The organism is Kitasatospora sp. NBC_01246, from assembly GCF_036226505.1.
Classification (GTDB): Bacteria; Actinomycetota; Actinomycetes; order Streptomycetales; family Streptomycetaceae; genus Kitasatospora.
On record NZ_CP108484.1, the window covers coordinates 2,054,042 to 2,065,897 of the forward strand.

At 74.1% G+C, this 11,856-nt stretch carries 12 protein-coding genes; 9 read left to right on the top strand and 3 right to left on the bottom strand.

All coding sequences use genetic code 11. From position 1 onward, the window contains the following. Window positions 1–153: 153 nt before the first annotated feature. The 8 genes from OG618_RS08825 to OG618_RS08860 all read left to right on the top strand — a co-directional run bounded on the left by OG618_RS08825 (window position 154) and on the right by OG618_RS08860 (window position 7,500). Complete coding sequence (locus tag OG618_RS08825) at window positions 154–1,260, top strand: phytanoyl-CoA dioxygenase family protein (RefSeq protein ID WP_329486757.1); 1,107 nt, start codon at window positions 154–156, stop codon at window positions 1,258–1,260. Next, on the top strand, window positions 1,257–2,588 hold the full coding sequence (locus tag OG618_RS08830) for a DUF6271 family protein (protein WP_442906772.1): 1,332 nt from the start codon (window positions 1,257–1,259) through the stop codon (window positions 2,586–2,588). Before OG618_RS08825 ends, OG618_RS08830 begins: the two co-directional genes overlap by 4 nt. Before the next feature lie 21 nt (window positions 2,589–2,609). Then, window positions 2,610–3,863: a type III PLP-dependent enzyme gene (locus OG618_RS08835; RefSeq protein ID WP_329486758.1), complete on the top strand. Its 1,254-nt coding sequence runs from the start codon at window positions 2,610–2,612 to the stop codon at window positions 3,861–3,863. Next, window positions 3,860–4,507: a GNAT family N-acetyltransferase gene (locus OG618_RS08840; RefSeq protein WP_329486759.1), complete on the top strand. Its 648-nt coding sequence runs from the start codon at window positions 3,860–3,862 to the stop codon at window positions 4,505–4,507. Before OG618_RS08835 ends, OG618_RS08840 begins: the two co-directional genes overlap by 4 nt. A gap of 2 nt (window positions 4,508–4,509) precedes the next feature. Then, on the top strand, window positions 4,510–5,772 hold the full coding sequence (locus OG618_RS08845) for an MFS transporter (RefSeq protein WP_329492045.1): 1,263 nt from the start codon (window positions 4,510–4,512) through the stop codon (window positions 5,770–5,772). A gap of 122 nt (window positions 5,773–5,894) precedes the next feature. Next, window positions 5,895–6,248 carry a DUF6204 family protein gene (locus tag OG618_RS08850; RefSeq protein WP_329486760.1) on the top strand — a complete coding sequence of 118 codons (354 nt, stop codon included), beginning with the start codon at window positions 5,895–5,897 and terminating at the stop codon, window positions 6,246–6,248. A gap of 89 nt (window positions 6,249–6,337) precedes the next feature. Continuing rightward, entirely contained in the window at window positions 6,338–6,811 is a 474-nt protein-coding gene (locus OG618_RS08855; RefSeq protein ID WP_329486761.1) for a MarR family winged helix-turn-helix transcriptional regulator, read from the top strand. Between the two features lie 224 nt (window positions 6,812–7,035). After that, window positions 7,036–7,500, top strand: coding sequence for a hypothetical protein (locus OG618_RS08860; protein WP_329486762.1), 465 nt, complete (start codon window positions 7,036–7,038; stop codon window positions 7,498–7,500). Window positions 7,501–7,571: 71 nt separating this feature from the next. Here the strand turns inward: OG618_RS08860 and OG618_RS08865 are convergent, their stop codons facing one another. The 3 genes from OG618_RS08865 to def form a co-directional block, all read right to left on the bottom strand. Continuing rightward, window positions 7,572–9,005 carry an RsmB/NOP family class I SAM-dependent RNA methyltransferase gene (locus tag OG618_RS08865; protein ID WP_329486763.1) on the bottom strand — a complete coding sequence of 478 codons (1,434 nt, stop codon included), beginning with the start codon at window positions 9,003–9,005 and terminating at the stop codon, window positions 7,572–7,574. 231 nt (window positions 9,006–9,236) lie between these two features. Then, window positions 9,237–10,184, bottom strand: a complete 948-nt coding sequence (fmt, locus tag OG618_RS08870) for a methionyl-tRNA formyltransferase (RefSeq protein ID WP_329486764.1) — start codon at window positions 10,182–10,184, stop codon at window positions 9,237–9,239. Between the two features lie 53 nt (window positions 10,185–10,237). Beyond that, complete coding sequence (gene def, locus OG618_RS08875) at window positions 10,238–10,783, bottom strand: peptide deformylase (RefSeq protein ID WP_329486765.1); 546 nt, start codon at window positions 10,781–10,783, stop codon at window positions 10,238–10,240. A gap of 394 nt (window positions 10,784–11,177) precedes the next feature. Between def and OG618_RS08880 the strand changes: the two genes are divergently transcribed. Further along, entirely contained in the window at window positions 11,178–11,789 is a 612-nt protein-coding gene (locus OG618_RS08880) for a hypothetical protein (protein ID WP_329486766.1), read from the top strand. Window positions 11,790–11,856: the final 67 nt, after the last annotated feature.

The window sequence follows — 11,856 nt, forward strand, 5'->3', positions numbered from 1 at the left end:
GCCGCCGGTCGGCCGTCCTCCGACGCCGCCCTGCGGCGATGCCGCCGTGCGCGCGGCGGAACGGGAACGGCGGTGCGTACGGGCGCAGGAGCCGCCCCGTGAACCGGCGCTGCGTCCCGGCCGCGGTAGTTTCCCGACCTCTGGAGTGATTGCATGCCGAAGCCTGACGGATACCTGTATCGGGCCGCCTCCGACACCCCGTACTTCAGCAACGACGGCGAGACCTACCTCGCCAGGACACCGCTGAAGGACATCGAGAAGGCGCGGCCGCTGCGCGTGCTCTCCGAGGAGGACTACTCGTTCTGGCAGACGTACGGCTACGTCGTCGTCCGGGAGGCGATCCCGGCCGAGGCGGCGAAGCGGCTGCTGGACTTCGCCTGGGACTTCCAGGGCCTGGACCCGGAGCGGCCGGAGACCTGGTACGAGGAGCGGGAGTTCGCCGACGAACTGGCCCAGCACCTGCACATCTACGGCTTCGTCGAGGCCTACCAGCACCAGCTGATCTGGGACAGCCGCCAGGCGCAGCGGGTCTACGACGCGTTCGTCGACGTCTGGGACTGCGAAGAGCTCTGGGTGACGCTGGACCGGCTCAACCTCAACCCGCCGAACGTCGGCAACCGTGACCGCGCGCTGATCGAGGCGACGGACAAGGGCTTCGACATCGAGCTGCACTGGGATGTCGACACCACGCTCGGCATCCTGCCGCAGCGCGTCCAGGGGATCATCGCGCTCAACGACACCCGGCCGGACCACGGCGGCTTCCAGTGCAACCCCGAGCTGTTCCGGCGGTTCAACCAGTGGCAGGCCGCCCAGCCGGCCGACCGCGACCCGATCCGGCCCGCCGTCGACCGTGCGGAGTTCCCGGTCGTGCGGCCCGAGTTGAAGGCCGGCGACCTGCTGATCTGGAACGGCCTGCTCGCCCACGGCGTGGCCCGCAACACCTCGGAGCAGGGCGTCCGGGCGGTCCAGTACCTCTCGATGATGCCGGCGCTGGAGGAGCACGAGGAGCTCAAGGCCTCGCGGATCGCCTCCTGGCGCGACCTCTCCACCCCGACGTGGAACAAGACGCTGGTGGGCGACCCGCGGAAGCACGAGTCGCTGCGCTACGGCAAGGCCGAGCTGAGCGACCTCGGCGCCAAACTGCTGGGCCTGGAGTCCTGGCACGCCGAGCAGCGCACCGAACCGGAGACCGAACCGAACACCGCACAGCACACCGCACAGCACACCGTCCGACACAGCACCCCGGACGGCGACGCGTGAACCGGGCCGCCGGCGTGGACAGGATCTGCCTGACCCTGCCCACCAACCGGGCCTGCGCCGACACCATCGCGTCCATCGGCGAGGAAGCCGCCTACGCCGCCGCGCAGTTCGGCGTCGAGGTGCACCTGCTGGTGCTGGACTCCTCCGACGAGCCGACGTTCGCCGTCCACGCCAAGGCCGTGGACGCGCTGCCCGGGACGGCGGGCGTGGTCGTGCACCACCTCGACGAAGCCCGGCAGCGGACGTTCCTGCGGCGGGTGATCGACGCCGCCGCGGTCGCCGAACCGGCCCGGGTGCTCGACCTGATGCTGCCGGACGCCGTCTCCTACGGCGCCTGCACCAACCGGGCGTTCCTGATCGCCGCCGCCCTCGGCTGCCGCTCCGTCCACCGCCGGGACTCCGACAGCCACTACCAGGTCCTGGACGGGAAGCCGGTCTTCCCGATCCACCACGAGCTGCTGTCCCTCGGGAAGCGGGCGGCCGACGCGGCGGCCGGCGTCACCGAGAACGCCCTCGACCCGGCGCACGCCGAGAAGCCGGTGGCGATGGTCGGCGGCTCCTTCGTCGGTGAACTCTCCGTCGACATCGGCGAGATCCGCGAGCTGGACCCGGCCGTCTACGACGAGGTCGTCGCGCTCTGGGCGCCGGCCGGGGCGTCGGAGCAGGAGAAGCGGGAGCTGGTCGACGACTCCTTCGTGGGCGGTGGCACCGACCCGTTCACCGAGGACCGCGCCGTCCTGGACCTCCCGGACATCTGGCGGGTCGACATGTGCAACATCGGCTTCGACCACGCGGTGTACGAGCGCCTGCCGCTGCCGTCCGCGACCGACACCATCGGCAGCGACTACTTCCTCCTGCACGTGGTGCGCGACGCCACCCTTCCCGGTGTGGTGCACAACCGGCACATCGTGAACTACTACACCCCCGAGCGCCGCACGGGCGCCGGATTCACCGCCTACCAGCTGCGGTTCACCAAGTTCCTGCTGTCGATGCTCTACCTCTACCCGGTGTACTTCGACATGGAGGCGGCGGGCGGTGCGCTGCTCGACGACGAGCACCGCGTACGGGTCGCCGTGATCGCCGACTCCGTCCGGCGCAGCATCGGGACGGACCGGGCGGAGAACGTCCGCCGGCTGTCCGTCCTGGACGGCGCCTACCGCCGACTCGGCGGCAAGTACGCCGAGTTCGCCGACCATCTGCTCACCCTGCGGGACCGCCTGCTCGACGAGGCACAGGCGGACACCGAGGACTTCGCACTGCTGATCGGGGCGTGGGGTCCGCTGGTGCGGGCGTGCAAGGCCACCGGCCCCGAGCAGCTGGCCCGCTGACCGGGCCTGGAGCTATCGACGATGTCTGAGAACACACTTCTGCGCGCCGCCCTGGCGGCCGCGACCGACGACCGGATCTACTACGACCTGGACGGGATCGAGGGCCAGTACACGGCGCTGCTGCGCGAACTGCCGGGCATCGCCGTCCGCTTCGCCATGAAGGCGTGCCCGGTGGACGAGGTCCTCGCCCACCTGGCGGAGCTGGGCGCCGGCTTCGACGCGGCCGGCCCGCAGGAGATCGCCCAGGCCCTGCGCACCGGCGTCCCGGTCGAGCGGATCCACTACGGCAACACCATCAAGTCCGACCGCAACATCGCCGAGGCGTACCGGCTCGGCGTCCGGGACTTCGCGACGGACAGCCTGGAGGACGTCGCGGCGCTCGCCGTCCACGCCCCGGGTGCCCGGGTGTTCTGCCGGGTCGCCACCACCGGGGACGGCGCGCTCTGGGGCCTGAGCCGGAAGTTCGGCTGCTCACCGGCGGACGCCGTCCTGGTCCTGGAGGAGGCGCGCGCGGCGGGGCTGACCCCGTCGGGGCTCTCCGTCCACGTCGGGTCGCAGCAGATGACCTCCGACGCCTGGCAGAGCGCGCTGGACTCGCTCACCGCCGTGGTCGAGGAGCTGGACCGGCGGGGCATCCTGCTGGACCACGTCAACCTCGGCGGCGGCCTGCCCGCCCTCGGCGTCCTCGACAAGCGGGGCCGGCCGCTCGACCCGCCGGTGGACAAGATGTTCGCCGTACTCCGGGAGGGCATGCAGCGACTCCGGGAGGTGTCGGCGGCGCCGCTGGACTTCCTCCTGGAGCCGGGGCGCCACCTGGTCGCGGACCACGGCGCCATCCGGACCCAGGTCGCCCGGCTGACCTCCCGGCAGCAGCTCGACGGCGAGCGGCAGCACTGGCTCTACCTGGGCTGCGGCAAGTTCAACGGCCTGTACGAGATGGACGAACTGCAGTACCGGATGGAGTTCCCCGCCCACCCGCGGGACTCCGCCACCGAGGGCGGCTACATTCCGGCCGTCGTCGCGGGCCCGACCTGCGACAGCGACGACGCGTACACCGACGTCGACGGCCTCGTCGCGGTGCCGGCGGCCGCCGCCTCCGGGGATCCGGTCTGGATCTTCTCCTGCGGTGCCTACGCCACGGCGTACACGACCCAGGGCTTCAACGGGTTCGAGCCGCTCCCGTACACCTGCGTCCGCCGGACCGACAGCACCGGCCGCCCCACCCCCGCGCCTGCCCGCACCCCCGTTCCCGTCTCCGAGGGAGGTCCCGCATGATGGCCGACGAGATCGCCGAGGGCGTCCGCGTCCGACTGCTGGCCGCCGACGACTGGGACGAGGTCGTGGCACTGGAGGCCCGCGCCTACAGCGCGAGCGGTCTGTCCGAGGGGCGGGCGGCGCTGGAGTCCCGGGGCCGGGCCTCGCCCACCACCTGCTTCGCGGTGGAGCACCGGGGGCGCCTCGGCGGCTACCTGCTCGCCCTGCCCTACCCGCTCCACGCGTGCCCGGACCTGAGCCGGCCGGAGGCCGCCGGCGTCCTGTCCACCAACATGCACGCGCACGACCTGGTGATCGCCGAGGAGCTGCGCGGCCGGGGGCTCGCGCCCCTGGTGCTCGGCCACCTCGCGCGAACGGCCCGGCTGCGGCGGTTCGAGACCATCTCGCTGGTGGCCGTCCGGGGCAGCGAGGTCCTCTGGGCCCCGCTGGGCTACCGCGCCGAGCCGGAGGTCGAACTCCCGGCGAGCTACGGCCCCCAGGCGGTCTACATGTCGATGTCCCTGCGCACGGCTCCCCCCGCCGCGCCTCCCCTCCCGGCGGCTCCCACCCCCACGGCCCTGCTCGCCGCAGCCGGCTCCGGGGCGCCGCGGCACCCCCACGGCCCGTTCCCCGGGTCGCCCCTGAAAGACGAAGTGGTTCGATGAACATGCTCCGCCTGCGCGACGACTACCGCCGAGCCCAACTGGCCATCGCGGCCCTGTTCTGCTTCCTCGGCTTCCAGTACGCGACGTGGGTCTCCCGCCTGCCCGCGCTGAAGAGCCGGCTGGACCTGAGCGAGGCCGAACTCGGCCTGCTGCTGATGGTCTGCGGGGTGGGCGCGGCGGTGTCCTTCCCGCTGGTCGCGGCGCTGATGAGGCGGCTCGGTTCACGGCTGCTCGCCACCCTGTCGGCGCTCGCCCTGGGCCTGGTGCTGCTCGGACTCACCGTGGCGCCCAACTACCCGGTGACCCTGGTGGTGGCCTGCTTCGACGGCATCGCGGTCGGCTGCCTGAACGTCGCGATGAACGCGCAGGGCGCCGCCCTGGAGGTCAAGTACCGGCGGACGGCGATGTCCAGGCTGCATGCCACCTTCAGCGCCGGCTCGCTGCTCGCCGCCCTGCTCGCCTCCGGCGTCAACGCCTTCACCACCACCCTGTCCGTGCACTTCGGCCTCGCCGCCGTCGTCCTCCTGCTGCTCCTCGGGCTCGCCCAGACGGGCATGCTGACGGATGACCGGAAGGCGGCCGCGGAAGCGCCGGAGGCCGCCGAGCCGCAGGCGCCGAAGAAGCGACGCGGGCTGACGCTGCCCTCGCGGGTGACGATCTGGATGGGCCTGGCGATGGTGTTCGGCACCATCACCGAGGGCGCCATGAACGACTGGTCGGCCCTCTACCTGAAGGACGTCGTCAACGCGGCGCCCCAGCTGGCCCCGCTGGGCATCGCCGTCGTCTCGGTCATGATGGTGGCGGCCCGGATCTTCGCCGACGGCTGGCGCACCCGCTTCGGCGACGGGCGGATCGTCCGCTTCGGCAGCCTGCTGGCGGGCGGCGGCCTGGCACTCGCGCTGCTGGCCGGCGGGGTGGTGCCGACGCTGCTCGGGTTCGCCTGCGTGGGGCTGGGCGTCGCGGCCGTGACCCCGTGCATCTACGTGGCCGCCGCCCGGCAGGGCTCGGACGCGCTGGCGCTGGTCGCCGCCACCGGGACGACGGGCCTGCTCGCGGGGCCGGCGGTGATCGGCTTCATCGCCAACGGCAGCAGCCTGGTGTGGGGCATGGCCGCGGTGGCCGCGTCCGCCGCCGTCGTCTCACTCTGCGCGACGCAGATCCGCTGGCCCGCGCTGGGCGGCGCGGACGACGCGGAGCCCGCCGCGCCGGCCTCCGCCGGCCCCGACGGCATCGCGCCGCCCGAGGCCGCCCTGCGCGAGGCCTGAGCCCGTCGGGGCACCGGGTGGGATCCCACCCGGTGCCCCGGGCCCGACCACCGGCTACCCCGGGGCCGCCCACCGGTGAAACGCGGTGGAACCGGACCGGCCCCGATGGCTAGGGTCGAGGGATGACCACTCGCACCTTCCGCGTCACCGTCCGCGGCTCCTTCGACGGCCTCGACGCCGACCAGCACGCCGAACTCCTCGCCCGCGCGGCCGAACACGACGTGCTGTACGCGTCGTTCACGCCCGAGGGGCACCTCAGCTACGACCTCGCCTCGCGCCCCGCCTTCACCTTCCGCTTCCTGGACTCGGGCGAGGCCGAGGAGGACATCCTGGAGGCCGCCGACCGGGCCGAGGGGGCGGCGAAGTCCTGGCTCGACGAACACGGCTACGGCTACAAGAACCTCCGGTCGCAGGCCGAGGACCTCTCCCAGGCCGCTGTCGGCAAGCGCCAACGCCGAGCCGCCCGCACCGCCTGATCCCACCCCGCACGATCCCGCACCCCCCGCTCCGCCACCTCCTCGACGGCTCAGTCCGCAGCTATACTTGAGCAGTCAAGGAGGTGGCAATGAGTTCCACATTGGACGCGGCCCTGCGCCTGGTCCGGGCGCAGGCGGCCCTGGTACGGCGGTTCGACGCGAGCCTGAGCGGCCTGCACGGGGTCAGCCTGGCCGATTTCACCCTGCTGCTCCGGCTGGGCCAGGCGCCCGGCGGCCGGATGCGCCGGGTGGACCTCGCCGAGGCGCTCGGCCTCACCGCCTCCGGCGTCACCCGGGGGCTCGCCCCGCTGGAGCGCATCGGCCTGGTGACCCGCGAGCCGGACGCCCGGGACGCCCGGGTCGCCTACGCGGCGCTCACCGACACCGGCCGCACCCTGCTCCGGGACATCCGCGCCACCGCCGAACGCGTCGCCGACGAGCTGTTCGCCGCACCCTCCTGGAGCCCGGACGACATCGCCCTGTTCGCCGGCCTGACCACCCGCCTCGGCGGCACCGGCCTCACCGACCGCCCCCTGACCACCGACCCGCCGCCGTCCGCCTGAGCGGATCATGACCGGGTCGTCCCATCTGTCGGGCACCGGGATCGCTGACCTGCTGACCCCGGCGGGCCCCTTCCTGACCGGCGGACCCGGCGCCCACGGCACCGCCGTCCTCACCCGCGCCGAGCAGGCGGCGGCCGACGCCACCGCCGACACGGGCCGCCGACTGCTCCAGCACCTCTGGCAACAGGGCGACCCGACCGAACGCCCCGCCCCGGAGGCCCCCGATGGACCGAGTAGACCGGACGGACCGGATGGACCTGACCGACCCGCCGCTGCTCTGCCACTGGACGTCCGCCGAGGGCACCTCCACGCTCGCCGTCCACCGCACCCCTGCCGGGTGGGAGTTGCTCGCGGCCTCCCCGTACGTGTCCGAGTCGCTGCTGTTCGACACGGCCGACGACGTCCGCGCGCTGGCCCGAGCCCTCGTGGAGCTGCCGTCCGGCCCCGAGCCGTTCGAGGCCGAGTGGTACCTCGCCGCCCCCGACAGCGAGGGCGACCAGGGCCACTTCGCCACCCTCGCGTGCGGCCTGGACCTCCGCGCCGGCCACCGCCCGTACCTCGCCTACCAAGCGGTGCACGGGTTCGGCTCCTTCAGCATCCCCGGTGCGGACCTGTACTGCGACGACCTCCCGCTCGACCGGCTCCGCCACCAGGCCGCCGCACTCCTCGCCGCACTCGCGACGCCCTGACGAACCGGCCCCCGGCAGACGCCGGAGGGCCGGCCGCACCCGCGACCGGCCCTCCTTGCCCCGCCTCCCGGCTACGCCGTCCGGCGCAGCAGCGCCAGGTACATCGCGTCGGTGCCGTGCAGGTGCGGCCAGAGCTGGACGTCCGGGCCCTCGCCCAGCGACGGCACGCCGGGCAGCAGCGGGCGGGCGTCGATCCACTCGACCCGGCCACCCTGCTCCCGCAGCACGTCGTTCACCACGGCCCTGGTCTCGGCGAGGTGCGGCGAGCAGGTCGCGTAGCCGACGACGCCGCCGATCCGGGTGGCGTCGATGGCACCGCGCAGCAGGTCGCGCTGGAGCGGGCCGAAGGCGGCGACGTCCGCCGGCCGGCGGCGCCAGCGCGCCTCGGGGCGGCGGCGCAGCGCGCCGAGGCCGGAGCAGGGGACGTCCACGAGCACCCGGTCGAAGCTGTCGGCGCGCCACGCGGGGCGGGTGCCGTCGGCGGCGATCACGGTGTACGGGCCGGGGTTGCCCTCCAGCGTGCGGGCCACCAGCCGGGCCCGGTGCGGCTGCTTCTCACTGGCCACCAGGGCGGCGCCGCGCTGGGCGGCCAGGGCGGCGAGCATCGCGGCCTTGCCGCCGGGGCCGGCGCAGCCGTCCAGCCAGACCCGGTCCGGGCCGTCGAGCGGCGCGGCGGCCAGGGCGAGCGCGACCAGCTGGCTGCCCTCGTCCTGGACGCCGGCACGGTTCTCCTGGACGGCCGGGAGCGCGCCCGGGTCGCCGCCCTCGGCGAGCCGGAGCGCGAACGGGGACCAGCGGCCGGGCTCGGCCTCGGGCAGCGCCTCGGCGAGGTCGGCGACGGCGATCCGGCCGGGGCGGGCGACCAGGGTGACCTCGGGGCGCTCGTTGTCGGCGCGCAGCAGCTCCTCGATCGCGGTGCGGTCGGAGGCGTCGGGCTGCCAGCGGCCGAGCGAGTCCCAGAGGGCGGCGACCACCCAGCGGGGGTGCGAGTGGACGACGGCGAGGTGGTCCTCGGCGTCCTTCTCGTACGGCGGGGCGACCTTGGCGATCCAGGCGTCCAGGTCGTGGGCGCTGATCCGGCGCAGGACGGCGTTGACGAACTTGGCCTTGCCGTCGCCGAGGACCACCCGGGCCAGCTCGACGGTCGCCGAGACGGCGGCGTGGCTGGGGATGCGGGTGGTGAGCAGCTGGTGGGCGCCGAGCGACAGGACGTCCAGGACCGGCGGGTCGACCTTGCTGAGCGGCCGGTCGATGCAGGCGGCGATGACGGCGTCGTAGGTGCCCTGGAGGCGCAGCGTGCCGTAGACCAGCTCGGTGGCGAGGGCGGCGTCGCGCCGGTCCATGCCCTTCTGCTCGGCTTCGCGCAGGAGGGACGGCAGGATCAGGTTGGCGTAGGCGTCGCGCTCGTCGACGGCCCGCAGGGCGCGGAACGCGACGATGCGCGCCGGGTCCTTCTTGGGACGACGGTGCGGACGGGGCGCGCGGCCGGCGCTGGGAGTGCTCAAAAGGTGCCTCAAAGTGCTGCGGTGGTTATCGAACGAACAGTATTCCCCATGGTCCGGGGAGACTCGTCGCCCGGGGAGACTCGTCCGAAGGTACACCCCGGCCCCGGCCCGTGCCGGACCCCGGACCCGCGCCGGGCCCGGCGGCCCCGCCCGGGCGAGGAGGGACCGGCGGCACGGCATCCGGCGGCACGGCATCCGGCACGGGAGCGCTGTCCCGGCGGAAGCGCCGTCCTACGGGCGCGCGGCGTCCTCGAAGCGCTCGCCGGACTCGATCCGCGCCCCCCGGGCCCAGTCGGCCGCGCGCATCGGCTTCTTGCCCTGTGGCTGCACCTCGCCCAGCTCGATCTCGTGGCTGCCGGTGCCGACCCGGATGCTGTTCTTGCCGACGGCCAACTCCCCGGGGGCGAGCGCGGAGGCGTCCGCCAGCAGCTTCACCGGGCCGGAGACCTTGAGCCGCTCACCGCGGAACAGCGTCCAGGCGCCGGGGGCGGGGGCGCAGCCGCGGACCACGCGGTCGATCCGCAGGGCGGGGTGGGCCCAGTCGATCCGCGCGTCCTCGACGGTGAGCTTCGGCGCGAGCGTGATGCCCTCGGCGGGCTGCGGGACGGCGTGCAGCGAACCGTCGGCGATCCCGTCCATGGTGGCGGCGAGCAGCCGGGCGCCGGAGTGCGCGAGCCGGTCGAGCAGCTCGCCGCTGGTGTCGGCCGGGCGGATCTCCTCGGTGATGACGCCGTAGACCGGACCGGAGTCCAGGCCCTGCTCGATCAGGAAGGTGGAGGCGCCGGTGACCTCGTCGCCGGCCAGCACCGCGTGCTGCACGGGGGCGGCGCCGCGCCAGGCCGGAAGCAGCGAGAAGTGCAGGTTGACCCAGCCGTGCTTGGGGATCTCCAGCGCGCCGGGGCGCAGCAGCGCGCCGTACGCGACCACCGGGCAGCAGTCGGGGGCGAGCTCGGTGAGGCGGGCGATGAACTCCGGGTCGCTGGGCTTCACCGGCTTGAGGACCTCGATCCCGGCCTCCTCGGCGCGCTGGGCGACGGGGCTGGCGACCAGCTTGCGCCCGCGTCCGGCGGGAGCGTCGGGGCGGGTGACCACCGCGACGACCTCGTGCCGGTCGGAGGCGAGCAGGGCGTCCAGGGCGGGAACGGCGACCTCGGGGGTGCCGGCGAACACGAGGCGCATCAAGGGCCTTTCTGGTAGCGGGAATTCCGTGGGAGCGGCGACCGGGGTGGTGGTCAGCGCGCGGAGCCGAAGGTGCTGTGCGGGGAGACCCGGACGACGGGCGCGGGGCCCTCGCCCCAGTCCGCTTCGCGGATCGCCTTCAGCGCTTCCTTGCGCCGCTCACGGTCGAGGCGGTCGATGAAGATGATGCCGTCGAGGTGGTCGGTCTCGTGCTGGATGCAGCGGGCGAGCAGCTCGGTGCCCTCGACCGTGACCGGATCGCCGTACATGGTGAAGCCCTTGGCGACCACGCCGTACGCGCGCCTGGTGTCGTAGCGCAGGCCGGGCAGCGAGAGGCAGCCCTCGGGGCCGTCCTGCTCCTCCTCGGTCAGCGACAGGTCGGGGTTGATCAGGTGCCCGGTGACGCCGTCCACGTGATAGGTGAACACCCTCAGGGAGACGCCGAGTTGGGGGGCCGCCAGACCGGCGCCGGGGGCGTCGAGCATGGTCTCGGTGAGATCCCGGACGAGGTTGCGCAGTTCCTTGTCGAAGGTGGTCACCGGCTTGGCGGTGGCCCGCAGGACGGGGTCTCCGAAGATGCGGATCGGCTGGATCGCCACGGCGTACGGGCTCCTGTCCGTCGGGGAGTTGAGGAGTGCGGGAGGTGCGGGACTTCGGCGTTCGGGTTTCGAGCGATCGGCGTGCCACGGGCGGGCCCCGGGAGTTCGGACCACGGACCGGTCACCGAGCGGTCACCGACCCGCCCACGACCGCCCGACGGGCCGACCACCGGCCAAGTCTATGCAATCGGATCGCGGCACCGCCCGCCCCTCCGCACCGCTCCCGCACAGGCCTTCGACTCCCGGCACCGTGTTCTGGCATATCCCGAGTCGGCCCGGCTGCGTGACCCCGGCGGGCGGTCCGGCGTTGGTCAAGTGAGATTGACCGGGGCCGGAACGCGCGGGACATCACGTTCCGGCCGAGCTGAACCGTACGGAAGGTGGCACGTAGGCCATGGCCGAGCAGATCAATCACGACGCCCGGGCGCGGGCGAGCCTGCACCTGCTGGTGCGGGACATCGAGCGGGTCCGGCGGCAGGTCGACGCGCTGCGGACGCTCACCGCCCAGCTGGGCAACGTCTACCGTCCGCGCCGCCCCAGTACTTCGGCCGGGTTCGTGGTGTACGGGCGGGCGCCCGCGCCGACGGTGCGGCTGGCGCAGGAGCTGCGCGAGAGCGTGGAGACGCTGGTCGCGGCGGCGGTCGAGTTCGACCGCGCGCTGGGTTTCTCCTGGGACTCGGTGGGCTCGGCCCTCGGGGTCACCAAGCAGGCGGTGCACCGGCGCTACGGGATGCGCCGGCCGACCAGCGAGCTGCTGGCGGCCGGCGGGGTGCCGGCCGGCGGCGTCCCGGGGGTGCCCGGTCCGACCCGGCCGGACCGCTCCGAGGAGCTGCCGGCCGCCGCTCCCGCCCCGACCGGACTGGCCGCGACCGTCCCGGCGGCCCGCCAGGGCGGCCTGGACCGCAGCGCCCTGGACCGGGCCGTACTGGAGCGCGCGGCGGCGCACGACCGCCCTACCCACGACCGGGGCGCCCTGGACCGCCCGGGCATCCCCCTGCGCGGCTGAGCCCGACGGCAGCCCGTGCGGTCCGGCCGATCACGCCGAACCGCACGGGCCCCGCCCGGCCGACGCC